Annotated in this window: 16 protein-coding genes; 11 read left to right on the top strand and 5 right to left on the bottom strand. The window is 74.8% G+C overall.

The window, feature by feature from the left end; all coding sequences use genetic code 11:
* Positions 1 to 265 precede the first annotated feature (265 nt).
* From AC067J_RS03735 to AC067J_RS03710, 6 genes are all read left to right on the top strand, one after another.
* Positions 266 to 1264: an ATP-grasp domain-containing protein gene (locus tag AC067J_RS03735; protein WP_478296328.1), complete on the top strand. Its 999-nt coding sequence runs from the start codon at positions 266 to 268 to the stop codon at positions 1262 to 1264.
* Positions 1261 to 2310, top strand: coding sequence for an ATP-grasp domain-containing protein (locus AC067J_RS03730; RefSeq protein ID WP_478296327.1), 1050 nt, complete (start codon positions 1261 to 1263; stop codon positions 2308 to 2310). The genes AC067J_RS03735 and AC067J_RS03730 overlap by 4 nt, the downstream gene beginning before the upstream one ends.
* A gap of 52 nt (positions 2311 to 2362) precedes the next feature.
* Positions 2363 to 3193, top strand: a complete 831-nt coding sequence (locus tag AC067J_RS03725; protein ID WP_478296326.1) for a putative RNA methyltransferase — start codon at positions 2363 to 2365, stop codon at positions 3191 to 3193.
* A 207-nt stretch (positions 3194 to 3400) separates the two neighbouring features.
* Entirely contained in the window at positions 3401 to 4873 is a 1473-nt protein-coding gene (locus tag AC067J_RS03720) for an AAA family ATPase (RefSeq protein WP_478296325.1), read from the top strand.
* The gene (locus AC067J_RS03715; protein WP_478296324.1) at positions 4870 to 5268 is read left to right on the top strand and encodes a nucleotide pyrophosphohydrolase; all 399 of its coding nucleotides are present in this window, start codon (positions 4870 to 4872) and stop codon (positions 5266 to 5268) included. The genes AC067J_RS03720 and AC067J_RS03715 overlap by 4 nt, the downstream gene beginning before the upstream one ends.
* Before the next feature lie 134 nt (positions 5269 to 5402).
* Complete coding sequence (locus AC067J_RS03710) at positions 5403 to 6317, top strand: DUF6099 family protein (RefSeq protein WP_478296323.1); 915 nt, start codon at positions 5403 to 5405, stop codon at positions 6315 to 6317.
* 336 nt (positions 6318 to 6653) lie between these two features.
* Here the strand turns inward: AC067J_RS03710 and dapD are convergent, their stop codons facing one another.
* On the bottom strand, positions 6654 to 7643 hold the full coding sequence (gene dapD, locus AC067J_RS03705) for a 2,3,4,5-tetrahydropyridine-2,6-dicarboxylate N-succinyltransferase (RefSeq protein WP_478296322.1): 990 nt from the start codon (positions 7641 to 7643) through the stop codon (positions 6654 to 6656).
* A 135-nt stretch (positions 7644 to 7778) separates the two neighbouring features.
* Between dapD and AC067J_RS03700 the strand changes: the two genes are divergently transcribed.
* The 3 genes from AC067J_RS03700 to argF all read left to right on the top strand — a co-directional run bounded on the left by AC067J_RS03700 (position 7779) and on the right by argF (position 13262).
* On the top strand, positions 7779 to 9185 hold the full coding sequence (locus AC067J_RS03700; protein WP_478296321.1) for a 3' terminal RNA ribose 2'-O-methyltransferase Hen1: 1407 nt from the start codon (positions 7779 to 7781) through the stop codon (positions 9183 to 9185).
* Complete coding sequence (locus AC067J_RS03695; protein ID WP_478296320.1) at positions 9182 to 11932, top strand: polynucleotide kinase-phosphatase; 2751 nt, start codon at positions 9182 to 9184, stop codon at positions 11930 to 11932. The genes AC067J_RS03700 and AC067J_RS03695 overlap by 4 nt, the downstream gene beginning before the upstream one ends.
* A 328-nt stretch (positions 11933 to 12260) precedes the next feature.
* Positions 12261 to 13262 carry an ornithine carbamoyltransferase gene (gene argF / locus AC067J_RS03690; protein WP_478296319.1) on the top strand — a complete coding sequence of 334 codons (1002 nt, stop codon included), beginning with the start codon at positions 12261 to 12263 and terminating at the stop codon, positions 13260 to 13262.
* 29 nt (positions 13263 to 13291) lie between these two features.
* On the opposite strand, the gene AC067J_RS03685 is transcribed toward argF, so the two are convergent.
* From AC067J_RS03685 to AC067J_RS03670, 4 genes are all read right to left on the bottom strand, one after another.
* On the bottom strand, positions 13292 to 13921 hold the full coding sequence (locus AC067J_RS03685) for a superoxide dismutase family protein (protein WP_478296318.1): 630 nt from the start codon (positions 13919 to 13921) through the stop codon (positions 13292 to 13294).
* 234 nt (positions 13922 to 14155) lie between these two features.
* Positions 14156 to 14572, bottom strand: a complete 417-nt coding sequence (locus tag AC067J_RS03680) for a type II toxin-antitoxin system VapC family toxin (RefSeq protein WP_478296317.1) — start codon at positions 14570 to 14572, stop codon at positions 14156 to 14158.
* An 81-nt stretch (positions 14573 to 14653) separates the two neighbouring features.
* Positions 14654 to 15763: a hypothetical protein gene (locus AC067J_RS03675; protein ID WP_478296316.1), complete on the bottom strand. Its 1110-nt coding sequence runs from the start codon at positions 15761 to 15763 to the stop codon at positions 14654 to 14656.
* 218 nt (positions 15764 to 15981) lie between these two features.
* The gene (locus AC067J_RS03670) at positions 15982 to 16515 is read right to left on the bottom strand and encodes a SigE family RNA polymerase sigma factor (RefSeq protein WP_478296315.1); all 534 of its coding nucleotides are present in this window, start codon (positions 16513 to 16515) and stop codon (positions 15982 to 15984) included.
* A 331-nt stretch (positions 16516 to 16846) separates the two neighbouring features.
* Between AC067J_RS03670 and acnA the strand changes: the two genes are divergently transcribed.
* Both acnA and AC067J_RS03660 read left to right on the top strand, forming a co-directional pair.
* Positions 16847 to 19495 (top strand): aconitate hydratase AcnA, encoded by a 2649-nt coding sequence (gene acnA / locus AC067J_RS03665; RefSeq protein WP_478296314.1) that lies wholly within the window; start codon positions 16847 to 16849, stop codon positions 19493 to 19495.
* 165 nt (positions 19496 to 19660) lie between these two features.
* Positions 19661 to 21016, top strand: coding sequence for a glycoside hydrolase family 18 protein (locus AC067J_RS03660; protein ID WP_478296313.1), 1356 nt, complete (start codon positions 19661 to 19663; stop codon positions 21014 to 21016).
* The last annotated feature ends 40 nt before the right edge of the window (positions 21017 to 21056 follow it).

Below are 21056 nucleotides of genomic sequence, written 5' to 3'. Positions count from 1 at the left end.
GGGCTGCCGCGTTCCTGCCACGGTATTTGCGGGGCCGGAGCAGCCGCCCCGGCAGTCGGTGCGCATGCGTCCGGCCCTTCGGGGGAAAGGCCCGGGAGCCGCCTGCCGCGGCCCGGCCCGGGCATTTCGGCGCGATTGTTGCCGAACGCTTACAGGCCGGGCGATCTTGCGTGCGGGCCGCGTGGCATCCTGGGGCCTTTACAGCTCTGCCGGACGGGAACGGCGGACGTCCGCGCTGGGTGAAGCGAGGGGGATGGACAGGCTCATGAAGCTCTGCTTTCTGGTGGAGGAGCACTACCGGCACGACGGCATGCCGCTCGACGTCGTGCGCCAACTCACCGGGTGGGGGCACCGGGTGGACGTGCTGCGCCCCGGCGACTCGCTGATGGCCGTCTCCGAGGCGGTCCGGGCCGGGAGCCATGACGCCTGGGTGCTCAAAACCGTCTCCGGCGGCCCCGGCCTCACCCTGCTGGAGGCGGCCGCCGCCGTCGGCCTCACCACCGTCAACGACGCCCGCTCCATCCGCGGCGTCCGCGACAAGGCCCTCGCATCGGTGATCGCCCGCACCCGGGGCCTGCCCGTCCCCGTCACCTACGCGGCCGCCCGCTGGGAACGGCTCGCCGAGATCCCGGCCGCCGAGTACCCGCTGGTCGTCAAGCCCGCCGACGGCAGCTCCGGGCGGGCCGTGCGGTTCGTCCGCGACCCCGGCCACCTCGCCGAACTCGGCCCCCTGCTGGCCGGCGAGGGCCTGCTGATCGCCCAGCCCTACGTGCCCAACTCCGGCACGGACCTCAAGGTGTACTGCGTCGACGGCGAGCTGTACGCCACCGAGCGCCGCTCCCCGCTCAACCCCGACCAGGGGGTGCGGGAGCGGCAGGTGCCGCTCGCCGCCGAGGTCGCGCGGATCGCGGGGCAGGTCGGGGAGGTGTTCGGGCTCGACCTCTACGGGGTCGACGTGCTGCTCGGGCCGGACGGGCCGGTGGTCGTCGACATCAACGACTTCCCCAGCTTCCGGCAGGTGCCCGACGCGGTCGCGCGGGTCGCGCGGGCCGTGCTGCGGTTGGCCAGGACCGGTACGGCCGTCACCGCGCCGGCGGCCCTGGGGACGGCGGACCTGGCCGCGGCGGGCCTGGTCGGCGGGCCGCTGGCGGCCGAGCCCGGGGTGACGGTCGGCGGCGGACCGGAGCCGGTGCGGCTGCCCGTCCAGGGCGGCGGCGCCGTGGGCGCGGGCGTCGGCGCGGCGGGCGTCGGCGGCGCGATATGAGGATCTGCCTGCTCACCTCCGCCCCGGACCACCCGCTGCTCGCCGCCACCGCCGCACTGCTGACCGCCGCCGGCCACCGGGTCGAGAGCCTCGACCCCGCCGCCGGCCCCGGCGCACCGGCCGAACGGCTCGGCCCCGGCCCGCTCGCCGACGTCTACCTGCTCAAGGCCCACACCCCGCAGGGCCTGGCACTCGCCCACCACCTGGAGGAGCGCGGCGCACCCGTCGTCAACCCGGCCGCCGCCACCGAGCTCTGCCAGGACCGCACCGCCATGGCCGACCTCGCGATCCGGGCCGGTCTGCCGTTCGCGGCCACCCGCACCGCCGCCGACCCGGCCGAGCTGATCGCGCTGCTCGACCGGCCGGGCGAACCGGCGGCGGGGACCGGACCCGCCGCGCCGGTCCCCGGCTTCCCCTTCGTCGTCAAGAGCCGCCACAGCCGCCGCCACGACCTCGTGGCCCGGGTCGACGACGTGGCCCGGCTGCACGCCCTCGCCGAGCAGTGGCCCGGCGAACCCGTCGTCGTCCAGCCCTACCTGGCGAGCACCGGCTGGGACCAGAAGCTGTGGGTCGTCGCCGGACAGGTGTTCTGCGCCCGCCGGCGCTCCGAGCTCGCCGACCCGGACACCCTTGAACTCCCCCACGGCGGAGGCGCGTTCGGCCCCGCCGAGCTGCCCGCCGACCGTGCCCTGCTCGCGCTCCGGGTCGGCGAGGTGTTCGGCCTCGACGTGTACGGCGTCGACCTGCTGGACGGCCCCGCCGAACCGGTCGTCGTCGACGTCAACGCCTTCCCCGGCATCCGGGGCCAGGCCGGCGCGCCCGAGGCGCTGGCCGCGCTCGCCCTACGGGTCGGCGGCGCGGGTCCGCGAACCGTCCCGGCGCAGCGACCGGCCGGATCCGGAGTCGGAGTCGGCAGCGGAGCCGGCAGCGGAGCCGGGCCGGGGGCCGTCGGCCCGGGGTCGCTCGACGCCCGGACCGGTCCCGGGGCGGACGGCCCCCGGACGGCCGGTCCGGCGGATGCGGGCCCGGGCGGCGCCGGTCGTTAGGCTGGCCCCTCCGGCCGGACCACGCGACCGGATGGCGAGAGAAGACGGACCCTTGCTGCAGGACATCGAGCCCTACCTGGCCTGCCCGCACTGCGCGCAGGCGCTCACCCTCGACGGGCGCACACTGCGCTGCCCCGGCGGGCACAGCCACGACCTCGCCAAACAGGGCTACGTCAGCCTGCTCGCCGGCGACGCCCACACCGGCACCGGCGACACCGCCGACATGGTCGCCGCGCGCAGCGACTTCCTCGCCGCCGGCCACTACCGGCCGATCGCCGACGCCCTCGCCGCCGCCGCCACCGCCGCCGCCCCCGAAGGACTCGTCGCCGACCTCGGCGCCGGCACCGGCCACTACCTCGCCCACGTCCTCGACGCCCTGCCCGGCCGGCCCGGCGCCGCCCTCGACATCTCCAAGTACGCGCTGCGCCGCGCCGCCAAGGCCCACCCCCGGATCGGCGCCGTGGTCTGCGACGCCTGGCGGCCGCTGCCGCTGCTGGACGCCTCCGCCGGGCTGGTGCTCAACGTCTTCGCACCGCGCAACGGTCCCGAGATCCGCCGCGTGCTGCGCCCCGGCGGAACCCTGCTGCTGGTCTCGCCCACCCCGCGCCACCTGCGCGAACTCGTCGCCGCACTCGGCCTGCTCTCGGTCGACGAGGAGAAGCAGCGCCGGATCGACGAGAAGCTCGGGCCCTATCTGACGCCCGCCGGGCAGCGCGAGGTCGAGTTCACGCTGCGGCTCTCGGCCGGGGACGTGCGGACCGTGGTGGGCATGGGCCCGAGTGCCTGGCACACCGACCCGGGGCTGCTGGCGGAGCGGCTCGCCGCGCTGCCCGACCCCGTCGAGGTGACCGCCTCCGTCACCGTCGCCGCCTACCGGCGCTGAGATCCCGGCCGGTGCCGACGTCCGGGCCCGGCGCTCGGGACGCGCCGCCCCGGGGACGGCGCCCGGCCTGACGTCCGGGGGCGGTGGCGCCGCAGGACGGGCCGGGGACCGGAACCGCCGGTGCCGGGCCCGCGGTGCGACCCCGATGGGATGAATCTGCAGGGCAGGCACGTTTCTGCCGCCCGACCGGCGGCTAACGTCCGACGGGTGAACCGCGACGCCACCCGGCCCGCCGTGCCGGCCCACCCCCAGCAGCGCACCCCGGAGCCCGGCCCGCCGGACGTCCGGCGGCCGACCGTCGAGGAGGTCCGGCTCACCTCGTTCAAGTCCTACCGGCGCGCGGTCCTGCCACTCGCGCCCCTCACCGTCCTGTACGGGCCCGCCGGCGTCGGCAAGTCCAACGCGCTCGACGCCCTCGCCGTACTCTCCCGGCTCGCCCTCGGCGAGGAGATCGCCGACTCCCTCGACGGCCTGCCCGGCGCCACCGGCCCGCTCGCCGCCCCCGTCCGCGGCGGCCTGGACGGCTGCGTCCCGCACGGCCGCAACGCCGTCATCCTCGGCTGCACCGTCCGCTCCGCCGCCGGCCCCATCGGCCTGGAGATCGTCGTCCGCACCGACGGACCCGTCCGGATCGCCCGGGAACAGCTCACCCTCGACGGCCGGACCCTCGTCGAGACCGGCGAACAGGACCTCCGGAACCGGCGGATCAACGTCAGCTGGCACAACGACACCCGGCAGGGCGACATCCGCGCGCCCTTCCCCAGCGGCGCCCTGATCACCGCCCAGATCCCGCTGCGCGTCGCCGGATCCTCACCCGGTGAGCGGAAGGTCCTGGCCGCGGCCGAACAACTCCTCACCGCGCTCCGCGAGGTCTTCCCCGTCCGCCCCGTGCCCGCCCTGATGCGCGGCTGGGCCCGCCCCGACCCGCACGCCCGGCTGCTCAGCACCGCCGCCAACATCTCCGCCGTCATCGCCCGGCTCAGCAACGAGTGCGGCCGCCGCTACGGCCAGCTGCTGCGCGTCGTCCAGACCGCCGCGCCGCACCCGCTGCTCGGCCTCGACCTCGCCCACCGCGGCACCGGCGCGGACCAGCGGGTGCTCGCCGTCTTCGACGAAGGCGTCCTCGGCCGCACCGGCGCCGACCAGGCCTCCGACGGCATGCTCCGCCACCTCGCCTTCTCCGCCGTGCTGCTCACCGGCGCCGGGGTGCTCGACCTCGACGCGGCCGCCGAGGTGCCGTGGGCGCACCGGCAGCTCACCGTGCTCGCCGAGGACCTCGGCGCCGGTCTCGGCACCGAGCAGACCGCCTCGCTGCTGCGGCTCGCCCGGGACATGTCCGGGCGCAACCAGCTGCGGGTGCTCGCCACCCTCCAGGAGCCGGCCGCCGCCCGGGAGGCGCTCGGCGGCCCCGGCGAACTGCCGCCCGGGGCCGCGCTGGTGGAGTGCCGGCGGGACCCGGACTCCGGGCACACCGTGCTGCGCGCCGAGACGGCCCGGGTGCCGGCCCAGGGCGCGCGGGGCGCGGGGCCCGTCCCTGCGGCGGTCTTCCCGGGGGCGTCCTCCGCCGGGGCGGCGGTGTCCGGGGCGGGCGGATCGGCGGCGGCCGGGCCGAGGGCGGGCGGATCCGGGGTGCCCGCCGCAGGTGCACCGGGTGGCAGTGCGGTAGACCTGGGCGGATGAACGAACGAGAGACGGAGTCCGCGGCCCCGACCCTGGAGGGGCTGCGGCAGCGGTTGGCGGAGTTCGCCGCGGCGCGCCGCTGGGAGCCCTTCCACACCCCCAAGAACCTGGCGTCGGCGCTGACCGTGGAGGCCGGTGAGCTGCTGGAGATCTTCCAGTGGCTCACACCCGAGCAGGCGTCGGCGGTGATGACCGACCCGGACCGCGCGCACCGGGTGCGGGACGAGGTGGCCGACGTGCTCGCCTACCTCCTCCAGTTCTGCACCGCCGTCGGGGTCGACCCGCTGACGGCGCTGGCGGCCAAGATCGAGCGGAACGAGCTGCGCTTCCCGGCACCCGGAGCGGCCGAAAAGGGCGGTGACGTCAACCCCGAGAGCGGTTCCTCGCCCGTGTGAGGGACGAAAGTTCTCCACAGCCCCCGGGTTGTCCACAGCTTTCCGGCCGTCGAGCGCGGATCCTCCCGTTTCGGCGCACGCTTTCGCCGTGACCGCGGGCAGGGCGCCCGCGAGCGACGGAAGGGTGGCCGCACATGGAGGCGCTGCGACTGATCAAGACGGCCCGGCACGCCCTGGCGGAGACCAGGAACGTCCCGGACGTGCTGGCCGAGGCACGGCAGGCGGCGCTGCTCACCGAGGCGGTGGGCGCCCGGTTCTCCGAGTCGGAGGACGGTGAACTCGCCGGACTCGGCCAGCAGTTGGCCGAGTCGGCGGCCCATGCGGCAGGCTGCCTGGACCAGTCGACGGGCGACGCGTCGGCGATGTCGGCCTTCGGCCTCGGCGGCAGGGCGGGGCGGCTCACCGAACTCGGCGAGCCGGGCCCGGCCCTGGGTGAACTCGGCGGGCTGCTGCGGGACGTCGGGGAGACGCTGGTGGTGCTGGCCTGCGGAGCCGACACCGAGAGCCTCTACTGGACGTGCATCGACGGGGTCGACGCCGGGGCGGAGTGCACCGATCTCGTCGGCCGACTGCTGCGGGCCGTCGGGAGGATGACGGGTGAGGGCGGGCCGCCCGACGAGGACGAGAGCGCGGCGGGGTGGGGAGCGGAAGAGGAGGGTGCGCGGGAGGGGAGCGGCCCGGGGCTCCCCGCGCCCGCGGCCGGGCGGGGGGAGCGGTTACTGGTGCTCCGGCTCGACCCGCCGGGCAGGGCGGCGGGAGCGGCGGACGGATCGGTCAGGGCGCCGGGTCAGCGGGTGGCGGCCGACTCGCCGCTCTCGGGGGCTCCGGCGGGTGCGGTGGCGCGAGCGCCGGCGGACTGCAGGTCGGCGAGGTCCGCGGTGACCGAGGCGAGCAGTTCCTGCATCTGCTCCAACAGGCTCTTCGGGATGGCGGGCACCGCCGGCCCGTCGTCGGCGGGGTGCTGCGGCGGGGCGGCGGACGCCTCGGACCAGGGCTCGGACCAGGGCTCGGACATGAGGGGACCTCTTCGGATCGGTGGTGCGGTGTGACGCTGTTGGCGGTGGCCTGACACGCTTCCGCCGCTGCAACCAACGAACTCCCTGAAGCGGGGGTCACCGACGACCACCCGATGCGGTCCAACCGGCGGTGGAGGTCAGCCTCCCGGGTGACCTCGGCTTGCCGCGGCGCTGCCACCTGGGCTAAGTCCGGGCGACCGCCGCCCGTGCAGTGGAGCACGTACCGAGCGGAGCACCGGCACACAGGCGAAGGGCCCCGGCGCCGCAGCAGCGGCACGGGGGCCCTTCGAACACCCCCAGCGGGTGCGGCCCGCATTCACGGAAGCGGGCCGCACCCACGCAAGGGGGACGGGACCGGAGCCCCGGGTGTCAGTTGTGGGCGTGGAGGTCGGCGTTGAGGCCGCCCCAGGAGCCGGAACGGGCGATGACCTCGACCGCGCCGGTCTGGGAGTTGCGGCGGAAGAGCAGGTTGTCCTGCCCGGACAGCTCGACGGCCTTGGCCACGGTGCCGTCCGGGGTGGTCACCCGGGTGCCGGCGGTGACGTAGAGGCCGGCCTCGACGACGCAGTCGCTGCCGAGCGAGATGCCGATGCCCGCGTTGGCGCCGAGCAGGCAGCGCTCACCGACCGAGACGACCTGCTTGCCGCCGCCCGACAGGGTGCCCATGATCGAGGCGCCGCCGCCGATGTCGCTGTGGTCGCCGACCACGACGCCCGCGCTGATCCGGCCCTCGACCATGGAGGTGCCCAGCGTGCCGGCGTTGAAGTTGACGAAGCCCTCGTGCATCACGGTGGTGCCGACGGCCAGGTGCGCGCCGAGCCGGACACGGTCCGCGTGGGCGATGCGCACGCCGGACGGCGCGACGTAGTCGGTCATCCGCGGGAACTTGTCGATCCCGTACACGGCGAGCTGGCCGCCCTGGGCGCGCACGGCCAGCCGGGCCTGCTCGACCTTCTCCACCGGCACCGGGCCGATGCTGGTCCACGCCACGTTGGCGAGCAGCCCGAAGATGCCGTCGAGGTTCTGGCCGTGCGGCCGCACCAGGCGGTGGCTGAGCAGGTGCAGGCGCAGGTAGGCGTCGTGCGCGTCGATCGGCTTCTCGTCCAGCGAGGCGATGGTGGTGCGCACGGCGACCACGTCGACGCCGCGGCGCGCGTCGGCCCGCAGCGCCTCGGCGGCGCCGGCGCCCAGCTCGGCCTCGGCCTGTTCGGCGGTCAGGAGGACGGTCCCGGCCGGGCCGGGCCGCTCGGCCAGCGCGGGGGCCGGGTACCAGGTGTCGAGGATGGTGCCGTCGGCGGCGACGGTGGCCAGACCGGCGGCAACGGCGCCGCTCACGGAGGTGGTGGAATCTGCAGTCACATCGTGCACGTTAACGAATGCGGGCCCCCGGTGCCGAACACGCTCACCGGCCGGACAGTACGGCGGAGGCTCCGGCGCCCGGCGGAAACCGGCTGTCCGACGGCCTGGAGCTGGGCGATACTCGGACGGGTGTTCATGTCGATCTCCACCACCGGCACCGCCGGAAGCCAGGCCACCGACCTGGCGCGCCTGCTGCACCGGCCGTCGGAGGCGGTCCAGCGGGTCGCGACCGCGTACGGCGAGGCGCACGTCTTCTTCCCGGAGGCGGAGGACGATCGCTGTACGGCCGTTCTGCTGCTGGAGGGCGATGCGGCGGCGCCGGCCCGCAAGGCGCGGGGAGGCGAGCGCACCGCCGCGCCGGACGTCACGGACGCCCGGGGCGCCGACGACCTCCGCTACGCCGTGTCCTCACGGTTCGCGGCAGTACTGCGGGCCGTGTTCCGGTCGGCGATGGAGGGCCCCGGTGCGGACGGGTGCGCCCTTCCGCTGCGGATCGAGCTGCCCGCCGTCCGTGCGGACGGCGGCGGTGACGCCGACGGCGGTACGGGCGGGGTCGGCGGTGCGGCCCTGGCGCGGCGTCTGTTCGAGCCGCTGGGCTGGCGGGTCGAGGCGGTGGCGATCGCGCTGGACGAGGAGTTCCCCGAGTGGGGCGAGTCGCCGTACGTCCGGCTCGTACTGGAGGCCTCGGCCGTCCGCCCGGCCGACGCGCTCTGGCAACTGGCCGTGCTGCTGCCCGTGCTGGACGGCGGCACGGAGCACCGGGTGCTGCCGGAGGGGGTCGAGAAGCTGCTCGCCGCCGATGAGGGCTGGTCGGCCGCGCACCCCGAACGCGAGCTGATCCTCCGTAGCCTGACCCGCCGCGGACCGGCCCCCGACCTCGCCGGCTCCACCGGCCCCACCGACCCCACCGGCTCCACCGCCGGCACCGCCCCCGCCGGAAGCACCGACGGCCTCGGTCATGCCGAGCACGCCGCCGCCGCCGGTGCCGGGGCGGCCGAGACGGCCGGGGCGGCGGTCCTGGCCGCGCTGCGCGAGGTCCGGGCCGCCCGGGTGGTGGTTCTCGGCTGCGGCCGGGGCGGACTGATCGCCCTGCTGCTGGCGGCGGGCCGGTTCACCGAGCTGCTGGGCGTGGACACCTCGCTGCGGGTGCTGGCCGAGGCCGCGCACCGCCTCGGTCTGGAGCGCACGTCGGAGCCTCTGCCGGAGTGGGCGGCCACCCGGCGGACGACCCGGGTCAGACTGGTGCAGGGCGCGCTGATGTACGCGGACGCCCGGCTGAAGGGCTTCGACGCGGTGGTGCTCGACGCCCGTACGGTCCTGCAGGCGGATCCGGCCCGGCGGCCGGCCCTGGAGCACGCGGTGTTCGGGGCGGTGCGTCCGGCGGCGGTCGTCGTCACCGCGCCGGCCGGCGGTCCCGGCCTCCGCACCTGGGCGGAACGGGTGGCGGCCGAGCACGGCTACACCGTCACGGTGGCGGCCCCGGCCGGGCCGGCCCTCTTCGGACGCGGTACCCCGACCCCCGGTGGAGGCGAGCCCCGATGACCGACGGCGAGACGAACCCCGGCCCTCCGCCCCCCGCTCCCGCATCAAAGGCAACGGCAACGACAACGACAACGGGCACCGCGACGGGCACCCCCACGGGCACGGCAACGGGCACGACCGTGACGGTGACCGAGGCCTCCCTCGTCGTGCTGATCGGCACCAGCGGTGCGGGAAAGTCCACCTTCGCCCGCCGCCACTTCCGTCCCACCGAGGTGGTCTCCTCCGACACCTGCCGCGCGCTGGTGGCCGACGACGAGAACGACCAGTCCGCCTCCGCCGACGCGTTCGACGTCCTGCACTACATCGTCGGCAAGCGCCTCGCCGCCGGTCGGCTGACGGTGGTGGACGCCACCAACGTCCAGGCGGAGGCCCGCAAGCGGCTGGTCGCGATCGCCCGCGAGCACGACGTCCGGCCGGTGGCGATCGTGCTGGACGTGCCGCCGGGCGTCTGCGCCGAGCGCACCCGGCTCCGCGAGGACCGCGAGCTGCCCGCGTACGTGATCCCGCGCCAGCACCGCGAGTTGAAGGCGTCCCTGGCCGGTCTGGCGAAGGAGGGGTTCCGCCGGGTGCACGTGCTGCGTGGCGCGGACGAGGTCGCGGCCGCCGAGGTGGTGCGGGCGAAGCGGCGCTCCGACCTGCGTGACCGGACCGGCCCGTTCGACCTGGTCGGCGACGTCCACGGCTGCCGTGCCGAGCTGGAGTCGCTGCTCTCCCGTCTCGGCTACCGGATCGTCCGCGACGGGGCGGGCCGACCGGTGGACGCGGTGCCGCCGGTCGGCCGGACGGCGGTCTTCGTCGGCGACCTGGTCGACCGCGGCCCGGACACGCCGGGCGTGCTGCGGCTGGTGATGGGCATGGTGGCGGCCGGGCACGCGCTCTGCGTGTCGGGCAACCACGAGCAGAAGCTCGCGCGGGCGCTGGACGGCGAGCGGGTCAACCCCTCGCACGGCCTGCGCGAGTCCCTCGAACAGCTGGAGTCCGAGCCGGAGGGGTTCCGCGGCGAGGTCCGGGAGTTCATCCGCGGCCTGACCGACCACTACCTGCTGGACGGCGGCGCCCTGGTGGTCTGCCACGCGGGCCTGCCGGAGCGCTACCACGGCCGCTCCTCCGGCCGGGTCCGCTCGCACGCGCTGTACGGGGAGACGACCGGTGAGACCGACGAGTACGGCCTGCCGGTGCGTCACCCGTGGGCGGAGGAGTACCGGGGGCGGGCGATGGTGGTCTACGGGCACACGCCGCTGCCGGTGGCGAGCTTCCTGCACAACACGGTCTGCCTGGACACCGGCTGCGTCTTCGGCGGGGAACTGACCGCGCTGCGCTACCCGGAGCGCGAGCTGGTCACCGTCGGGGCCGAGCGGCAGTGGTACGCGCCGGGCCGGCCGCTGCTCAGCGCCGCGCCGGGCGGGCGGGAGGGCCGTCCGCTGGACCTGGCCGACGTGGCGGGCCGCCGGGTGGTGGAGACGGCGCTGCTCGGTCCGGTCGCCGTCCGGGAGGAGAGCGCGGCGGCGGCGCTGGAGACGATGAGCCGGTCGGCGGTCGACCCCCGGCTGCTGGTCCACCTGCCGCCCGCGGTGCCGCCGGGACCGGCCGCGCACCGCCCGGGGTACCGGGAGCACCCGGACGAGGTCTTCGCCGGGTACCGCGCGGACGGGGTCCGGCACGTCCTGTGCGAGGAGTGGCACCCGGGCTCCCGCGCGGTGGTGCTGGTCTCCCGGGACGACGCGGCGCTGGCGCGGCGGTTCGGTCCGGCCGGTCCGGGGGCGGTCTGGTCGCGGACGGGCGGGGCGCTACTCGGCGGCGAGGAGTGCGCCGCGGTGCTCGGCCGGGTGCGGGCGGCGGCGGAGCGGGCGGGGCTCTTCGAGGAGCTGGGCACCGGCTGGCTGCTGCTGGACGCGAGCCTGGCGGCCCGGCCGGCGACGGACGACGGGCCTTCGCCGCACCGCGGCCGGGCGGCGGTCGGCGCGGCGGCGGGTGCGGCGCTGCCGTCGGTGCTCGCCGCGCTGGAGCGGGCGGCGGACCGCGGGTTGGACGTCGGCGCGCTGGCCGACCGCCGGCGTCGCGGGGCGGCGGACGTGCGGGCGTACACCGCGGCGCACCGCCGGTACGCGCGCGCTGCGCAGGGGGCGCCGGGTGTCCGGCTGGCGCCGTTCCGGGTACTGGCCGCCGAGGGCGCGAACCTGGCGACCCGTCCGCGCGAGGAGCAGCTGGCCTGGATCGACCGCCTGGTCGAGGCGGACCGCGCCGCCGGATCCACGGTCGGGGCCGGACCGGCGGCGGGAACCGGGGCAGGTCCGGTGGACCGGGTCGGCGGTGCGGCCGGCCCCGTCCTGTACCCGACCGCCCGGCTGGCGGTGGACACCGGGGACGAGGCGTCGACGGCCGCGGCGGTGGCGTGGTGGGAGGAGCTGACCGGGGCGGGCGGTGCGCCGGGCATGGTGGTCGGACCGCCGGCGTCGCCGGTGCGGGGCGCGGCGGGGGAGGGCCGGCCGGGCGGGCTGGTGCAGCCGGCGGTGAAGGTCCGCGGCCGGGAGTACCTGCGGCTGCTCCACGGCCCGGAGTCCCCCGGGCAGCCGGAGCGGCAGCGCGGCGGGGCGCTCGGACTGAAGCGCTTGCTGGCGCTGCGCGAGTACGCGCTCGGTCTGGAGGCGTTGGACCGGCTGGCCGGTGGCGAGCCGCTCTGGCGGGTGCACGAGCCGGTGTTCGCGGTTCTGGCGCTGGAGGCGGAGCCGGTCGACCCCCGGTTGTAGCCCCGGTTACAGCCCGGTTGCACGGCCCCCGCCGTCGGCTCCCGCGCGGCGGTGCGTACCCCTGCTCCGAGCCCACGGAACACCGAACAGCCGGTGTCGGGCGCGGGAAGGTTCGTCGGTGCCGGGAGTGCCTCCCGTGCACGGCGGGTGCCGCGGGTGGCGTGTGCGGGCGCCGATCCGGCCTGCTCAGCCGTTCAATGGTGGGTCGGAGTGCCCGGTCGCGCGGCTGCGGCCCCTCCGGTCCGGAACCCCCGACCATTGAATAGAAATTCCGAGCATCGTATAGAGTTGCTGCTTTCCGCCCGACCCGTCACCCCAGGAGCCTGGCATGGCGTTCAACCTCCGGAACCGGCACTTCCTCAAGGAGCTCGATTTCACGCCCCAGGAGTTCCGCTTCCTGGTGGACCTCGCCGCCCAGCTCAAGGCGGCGAAGTACGCGGGCATCGAGCAGCCCAGGCTGCGGGGCCGGAACATCGCGCTGATCTTCGAGAAGACCTCGACCCGGACCCGTTGTGCCTTCGAGGTCGCCGCCCACGACCAGGGCGCCACCACCACCTACCTGGACCCGAGCGGCTCCCAGATCGGCCACAAGGAGTCGATCAAGGACACCGCCCGGGTGCTCGGCCGGATGTTCGACGGCATCGAGTACCGCGGGCACGGCCAGGCGGTGGTCGAGGAACTGGCCGCCCACGCCGGGGTGCCGGTCTGGAACGGCCTCACCGACGAGTGGCACCCCACCCAGCTGCTCGCCGACGTGCTGACGGTCACCGAGCACACCACCAAGCCGCTCGCCGAGGTGACGCTGGCCTACCTCGGTGACGCCCGCTCGAACATGGGCAACTCGCTGCTGGTCACCGGTGCGCTGCTCGGCATGGACGTCCGGATCGTCGCGCCGCGTTCGCTCTGGCCGGCGGAGGACGTGCAGAAGGCCGCCCGGACGCTCGCCGAGAGCACCGGTGCCCGGCTCACCCTCACCGAGGACGTCGCCGAGGGCGTGGCCGGCGCCGACTTCCTCTACACCGACGTCTGGGTCTCGATGGGCGAGCCCAAGGAGGTCTGGGCCGAGCGGGTCGCGCTGCTCAAGCCGTACCAGGTGTCGATGGCGACGGTGCGGGCCACCGGCAACCCGGCGGTGAAGTTCCTGCACTGCCTGCCCGCCTTCCACGACCTCGGCACGGTGGTGGGGCGGCAGCTGTTCGAGGAGACCGGCATGGCGGAGCTGGAGTGCACCGACGAGCTGTTCGAGTCGGAGCACTCCGTCGTCTTCGACCAGGCGGAGAACCGCCTGCACACCATCAAGGCCGTCCTGGTCGCGACCCTCGGGTCCTGACGGGCGCCGGAGGCGCCGCGGGGTGCGTCCTAGAGGTCTTCCAGCTTGACGCAGGCGACCCGGTCGTTCGCGCCGTGCCGGCTGTGCCCGTCGTCGCCGTGCCCGTCGTGGCCGTGCACGGCGTGCCGCCCGTCCGTGCCGTGCCGCCCGTCCGTGCTGCGCCGTCCCTCCGCGTCGGCCGGGCCGCCCGCGTGCAGGACCAGCGAGCGGGCCTCGCCCGGCCGGGGCTGCCAGGCCACCACCGCCGCGGCGGTGCCGTCGCCGCGCCCGTCGGTGCGCAGGGCGAGCCGCAGCTCGTTGCGGTCGTTGGCGTAGGCGGGATCGGTGGACGGGCGGACCGGGTCCACCGCGTCCTGGTAGTGCGGGCCGGACGCGGCGGGGTCCGCCCCGCACGGGCCGGTGTGCAGGTGGACCGGGAACTCGCGGTCGGCGGCGACCCCGGTCACGCTCATGGTCAGGACGGTCCGCCCGGGCGCCGAGCGGTCGACCACCACCCGGACGTGTGAGCCGTACGGGACCAGGTCGGGCGCGTGGCTGATCGCGGTCGGCGGGACGAAGGCCGTGGCGGGGTCGAAGTCGGCCTCGGTGGCCGAGACCGGTACGGCGGCGGGTGCCAGCAGGGCGAGCGGGAGCAGGGCGGCGGCGAGCGGAGCGGACATCGGCGGGCCTTCTCTGGCTGGGCGTGCCTCCCCGGAGGGGGCGCGGCAGGGCGGACGCCCTGCTCAACGGCGCCCGCCGCCCCCGGACACGCCCCGCGGGCCACCCATCCGACCGCCCGCGCATCCGCCCGACTGCCCGACCGTCCGCGCATCCGCCCGATCGTTCGTCCGCCTATCCGACCGCCCGGCGGTGCGTGCGGCCGTGCCCGACCGCGCCCGGCTGCCGGCCGCGCGCTACCCGGTGGCCCCGTCCGACCGCCGGATCCCCCGGATCTCGCACCGCGGCCCGCTGGCCCGCATCAGCCGCAGGTCCGCCGTGACCAGCGGCACCCCGTACTGCTCGGCCACCGCCACGTACGCGGCGTCGTCCGGGGTGAGGTTGTCCTTGAGTTCCCAGATCCGGCCGAGCAGCGGCCCGACCGGCACCTTGCGGATCGCGAGGCCGGGCAGCTCGGCGGCGATCTCGCCCACCCGCTCGGCGGTGAGCTCGCGGGCCAGGTAGAGGCCGCGGAGCGACTGCATCACCTCGATGACGACGTGCTCGGGCGCCACCCACTCGCCGTCCGCGGCCAGTTCGGCCCGGGCGGCGGCCCCGCGCTCGCCCTCGTCGGCCAGTGCGAGCACCAGCGCGGACGCGTCCACCACGATCATCAGTCGGCCCCCGGCCCGTTCCGGCGTCCACCGGCCCCTGTGCCGGTGTCGGTCACCGGCCACGGTACCGGGGCGGCGCGCTCACCCGGCGGGTGGGACGGTGCCGCCGGACGCCGCGGCGGTGCCCCCGGCCTTGCCCCCGGCCGTGCTGCCCCCGGCCGTGCCCGCCGCGGAGCCGGTGGAAGGCGCCGAGGACGGTGCGCCGCGGCCCGGGTCGTCGTAGTGGAAGGGCCGGATCGCCTGCTCGGCCCGCTGCGCGGTCTCCGCGGTGATCCACTCCTGGAAGGAGGGTGCCGCCGCCAGCCACCTGACCTGCTCCAGGGTCAGCGGCAGCCCCTTGCGGACCGGCTTGACCTTTGCGGACCCGGCGACCTCGGCCGTGTTGGCCACCGTGACCCTGACCCGGGTGTTGTCGGGCCGCAGCAGGTCGGCCGCGCGCGAGACGTAATCGGCGCTGCTCGACTCGGTGAGCAGCAGGTGGCCGCCGTCCGGGAGGACGGTGCCGGAGCACTGGTCGTACTGGCCGCCGCGGTTGACCCGCTCGCAGTCGTAGACGTTGTCGTAGCCGGTGAAGGACGGGTCCGAGCCGGGGCCGGGCTCGTAGTAGCCGGGCCGGAAGTGCGCGCCGACGCCGCCGTGGACCTCGACGCGGACGAGGGCCGGTCCGTTGCCGTCGTCGTAGTAGAGGCTGCCTCGGGCGACCACGTTGGCCGGCTCGGTGCCCGTCAGGCCGACGAGCGAGGAGTAGCCGGTGAACCCCGAGAGGGTCCCGCCGGGCGGCAGGGCGTCGGCGAGGGCGAGGGCGGCGGCGTGGCCGGTCAGCGCGATCCTTCCGGCGTCGGCCCCGGTGCCGTACTGCAGGCGCTCCGGGCCGTCGTCGGGCTTCTGCACCGGCGTGGGGTACGCGGAGGCGCTCGGGGCCGGCGAGCCGCCCTGGGTCGGTGCGGTGGCCGTGACCGCCGACGGTCCGTCGCCCGGCCGGACGGCGACCGCGGCGCCGACGGCCAGCAGGGTGACCGCGGCGACCGCGCCGGTGACGGTGGCACGGCGCCGCCGCCGGATCGCCCGGCCGCGTCCGGCGGCGGCGGCGATCAGCGGGCCGAGGTCCGGGCCGATGCCGCCGACGGCCCGGTCGAAGGTGCTGGACAGCTGTCGGCCGTCCGGTTCGAGTGTGTCGTCCTGGGTGTCCATGTGCTTCGTCGGTTCCTTCCGGCTGAGGTGTCCTGGAGCAGGGGAGAGCGAGGGGTGAGCAAGGGTGAGCAAGGGTGAGCAGGGGTGAGCAAGGGGGAGCGCCATGGGAGAGCGAGGGGAGAGCGAGGAGGGAGCGGGCGGGCGTGACCCGGCCACCGGTCGGCGCCGAACCCCGTGCGGCGCCGACCGGACGGCCGAGCGGCTCCGGCCCACCCTCTTCAGGGGGCGGTGAGCTGTTCGGAGGCCTGCGGTCCGAGCACGCCGCGCAGCCGCCCGAGGGCGCGCAGCGCCTGGCTGCGCACCGCCCCGGTGCTGACGCCGAGTTCGGCGGCGGTCTCCTCGACGCTGCGGTCCTCCCAGTAGCGCAGCACCAGGACGGCCCGGTCCCGGGGCGGCAGTTCGGCGAGTGCGGCGAGCAGGGTGACCCGCAGCGCCGGGTCGCCGGCGGGTGCGGGGCCGGCGGGTGGTTCCGGTAGTTCGCGGAGGGCGGGTCGTTCGGCGGTGCGCCGCAGCCGCCGGTGGGAGAGGTAGCTGCGGACGAGCACGCTGCGGGCGTAGGCGTCCTGGTTCTCGGCCCGGCGGACCCTGGTCCAGGCGGCGAAGAGCTTGGCGAGGGTGACCTGGGTGAGGTCCTCGGCGAGGTGCCAGTCGCCGCAGAGCAGGAGTGCGGTCCGGAAGAGGTGGTGCCCCCGGCTGTGCGCGAAGGTCTCGAACTCCGCGGACTCCTCGGCCCGTCGTGTTGTCCCGATCACGCTGCCCCGCCCCTCGGACTCCCCTGGTTGGGGGCCCGTTCGCCCCTCTGCGCATGGTTAGACGCGTGAGCCCGGGGATCGTGTTACGGGCGGGCGCGAGGAGATGTGCGCGGCGGGGGCGTCCGGGGCGTGGTGCCGACGTGGCGGAGCCGACGCCATGCACTATGGTTTATCTCGACATCGAGATAACTGCCCTTTACGATATATCTCGACATCAAGATACTTGCCGAGAGGCGCTCACCGGCGGTGCGGGCAAGGTAAGCCTAAGTAAGGCTGACCTTACCACCGTGGCGGCCGGAATACCGCACGAAGCACCTAGAAGGAGTCAGTCGTGTCCGCGAACAGCTTCGACGCCCGCAGCTCGCTGCAGGTGGGCGACGAGTCGTACGAGATCTTCAAGCTCTCCGCCGTCGAGGGTTCCGAGCGGCTGCCGTACAGCCTCAAGGTGCTGCTGGAGAACCTGCTCCGCACCGAGGACGGCGCCAACATCACCGCCGACCACATCCGCGCCCTCGGCAACTGGGACGCCGACGCCCAGCCGAGCCAGGAGATCCAGTTCACGCCGGCCCGCGTGATCATGCAGGACTTCACCGGCGTGCCGTGCGTGGTCGACCTCGCCACCATGCGTGAGGCCGTCAAGGAGCTGGGCGGCGACCCGGCCAAGATCAACCCGCTGGCCCCGGCCGAGCTGGTCATCGACCACTCCGTCATCGCCGACAAGTTCGGCACCCCGGACGCCTTCGTCCAGAACGTCGAGATCGAGTACGGCCGCAACAAGGAGCGCTACCAGTTCCTGCGCTGGGGCCAGACCGCGTTCGACGAGTTCAAGGTCGTCCCGCCCGGCACCGGCATCGTCCACCAGGTGAACATCGAGCACCTGGCCCGCACCGTCATGGTCCGCGGCGGCCAGGCCTACCCGGACACCTGCGTCGGCACCGACTCGCACACCACCATGGTCAACGGCCTGGGCGTGCTGGGCTGGGGCGTCGGCGGCATCGAGGCCGAGGCCGCGATGCTCGGCCAGCCGGTCTCCATGCTGATCCCGCGCGTGGTCGGCTTCAAGCTCAACGGCCAGCTGCCGGCCGGCACCACCGCCACCGACCTGGTGCTCACCATCACCGAGATGCTGCGCAAGCACGGTGTGGTCGGCAAGTTCGTCGAGTTCTACGGCGAGGGCGTCACCGCGATCCCGCTGGCGAACCGCGCCACCATCGGCAACATGTCGCCGGAGTTCGGCTCGACCTGTGCGATCTTCCCGATCGACGCCGAGACCATCAACTACCTGAAGCTCACCGGCCGCGACGAGCAGCAGCTCGCCCTGGTCGAGGCGTACGCCAAGGAGCAGGGCCTCTGGCACGACCCGTCGGTCGAGCCGGTCTACTCCGAGTACCTGGAGCTGGACGTCTCCACCGTCGTCCCGTCGATCTCCGGCCCGAAGCGCCCGCAGGACCGCGTGATCCTGGCCGAGGCCGCCGAGAAGTTCGCCGAGGCGCTGCCGACCTACTCCGCCGAGGCCTCCAAGCCGACCACCGTCACCGCCCCCGACGGCTCGTCCTACGAGATCGACAACGGCGCGGTCGTGATCGCCTCGATCACCTCCTGCACCAACACCTCCAACCCCTCCGTCATGCTGGGCGCCGCCCTGCTGGCGAAGAAGGCCGTGGAGAAGGGCCTGCGCGTCAAGCCCTGGGTCAAGACCACCCTGGCGCCCGGCTCCAAGGTCGTCATGGACTACTACGAGAAGGCCGGCCTGCTCCCGTACATGGAGAAGCTGGGCTTCAACCTGGTCGGCTACGGCTGCGTCACCTGCATCGGCAACTCGGGCCCGCTGCCCGAGGAGGTCTCGGCCGCGGTGAACGAGGCCGACCTCGCGGTCGTCTCGGTGCTCTCCGGCAACCGCAACTTCGAGGGCCGGATCAACCCGGACGTGAAGATGAACTACCTGGCGTCCCCGCCGCTGGTGGTCGCCTACGCCCTCGCCGGCAACATGAACATCGACATCACCCGCGACGCCCTGGGCCAGGACGCCGACGGCAACGACGTGTTCCTCGCCGACATCTGGCCGTCGGAGAAGGAGGTCGCCGACACCGTCGCCGGCTCCATCGACGAGGCCATGTTCGACAAGGGCTACCAGGACGTCTTCGCCGGCGACCACCGCTGGCAGTCGCTCCCGGTCCCGACCGGCAACACCTTCGAGTGGGACGCCGAGTCCACCTACGTCCGCAAGCCCCCGTACTTCGAGGGCATGGCCAAGACCCCGAGCCCGGTGACCGACATCGCCGGCGCCCGCGTCCTGGCCAAGCTGGGCGACTCGGTCACCACCGACCACATCTCCCCGGCCGGCAACATCAAGCCGGGCACCCCGGCGGCGCAGTACCTGACCGCCAACGGTGTGGAGAAGCGCGACTTCAACTCGTACGGCTCGCGCCGTGGCAACCACGAGGTGATGATCCGCGGCACCTTCGCCAACATCCGCCTGCGCAACCAGATCGCGCCGGGCACCGAGGGCGGCTACACCCGCGACTTCACCCAGGCCGACGCGCCGGTGTCGTTCATCTACGACGCCTCGCAGAACTACCAGGCCGCCGGCATCCCGCTGGTCGTCCTGGCCGGCAAGGAGTACGGCTCGGGCTCGTCCCGCGACTGGGCCGCCAAGGGCACCGCGCTGCTGGGCGTGAAGGCCGTCATCGCCGAGTCCTACGAGCGCATCCACCGCTCGAACCTGATCGGCATGGGCGTCCTCCCGCTGCAGTTCCCGGAGGGCCAGAACGCCGAGTCCCTCGGCCTGACCGGCGAGGAGACCTTCTCCTTCACCGGCGTGACCGAGCTCAACGAGGGCCGCACCCCGCAGACCGTCAAGGTCGTCGCCGGTGACGTCGAGTTCGACGCGGTCGTCCGCATCGACACCCCCGGCGAGGCGGACTACTACCGCAACGGCGGCATCCTGCAGTACGTGCTGCGCAGCCTGATCAACGGCTGATCCTCCGACAGCCGCCGAGAGGCCGGACCGCGTTCCCGCGGTCCGGCCTCTTTTGCATGCTGCCCCGCCCCGGCCCGTCCCCTTGTGCGGGCGCGGTGCGATGGACTAAACCTCTATGCCAGCTGGTCCAGACCAATTGACGCTGCTTCAGAGAATAGGTCCGGTATGCCCACTCGCACCTCCGCCCTGCTCGCCGCCGCCACCGTCGCCGCGCTGCTCGCCGCCCCCGCGACCGCCAACGCCGCCGGGGAGCGGCACGGCCCCGCCCTCAAGGGACAGCGGGTCGGCTACTTCACCCAGTGGGGCGCCGACAGCTCCGCGAAGCGGGTGCAGGAGTCCGGCCAGGCCGGGAAGCTCACGGTCGTCAACTACGCCTTCGGCAACGTCTCGGCCGACGGCACCTGCTTCGAGACCAACGACGCCGGCCAGGGCGACGCCCACAACGACTACCAGCGCGCCTTCTCCGCCGCCGAGTCGGTGGACGGCGTGGCCGACGCGCCCGACCAGAAGCTCAAGGGCCACTTCAACCAACTGCGCAAGCTCAAGGCGAAGAACCCGCAGCTCAGGGCGGTGATCTCGCTGGGCGGCTGGAGCTGGTCCAAGTACTTCTCGGACGCCGCCGCCACCGACGAGGCGCGCAGGAAGTTCGTCTCCTCCTGCATCGACCTCTACCTCAAGGGCGACGTGCCGCAGCTCGCCGGTTCCCCGGAGGGCGGCGCGGGCGCGGCCGCGGGCGTCTTCGACGGCATCGACGTCGACTGGGAGTACCCGGGCGGCGGCGGTGACGCCGGCAACGTGGTCCGCCCCGAGGACGGCCGCAACTTCACCCTGCTGATGGCGGAGTTCCGCAGGCAGCTGGACGAGCTGGGCGGCAGGAACGGCAACGGCAACGGCAACGGAAAGGGCAACGGAAAGGGCAAGGGCAAGAACGAGCACTACCTGCTGACCGCCGCCGTCGCCGCCAACGAGACCGTCGCGGACCGGCTGGAGCTGCCCGAGCTCGCGAAGTCCGTCGACTGGCTCAACCTGATGACCTACGACCTGCACGGTCCGTGGGAGGGCAAGGGCCCGGCCAACCACCAGGCCAACCTCTACTCCGACCCGACCGACGCGGACGCGCGGCAGCGCAGCGCGGACAAGGCCGTCGACCACTACGCCCGGCGCGGTCTGCCCTCCCAGCAGACCGTCCTCGGCGCGCCGTTCTACGGCCACGGCTGGACCGGCGTGCCGGCCGGCGCCCGCCACGGCCTGTACCAGAAGGCCACCGGCACCGTGCCGGACCTCTCCTACAAGGAGATCAACGCGCTGCCCGGCACCACCCACGTGGACCGCGACCACGGCGCGTCCTGGCGGTACGACGGATCCACCTTCTACAGCTACGACTCGGCCGAGGTGCTCACCGAGAAGGCCCGGTACGCGCGGTGGAACGACCTGGCCGGGGTGATGGTCTGGTCGCTGGACGGCGACGACGCGAAGGGCAGCGCGATCGCCGCCCTGGACCGCGGCCTGCGCGGCAACTGACGGCCCGCGCGCGGCCGGAGCGGGCCGCAGGCGCAACGGG

The sequence above is a fragment of the Kitasatospora sp. NPDC042419 genome, from assembly GCF_056437345.1.
Note: the sequence above shows the minus strand (reverse complement) of the source record. Positions and strands in the feature narration are given on the sequence as shown.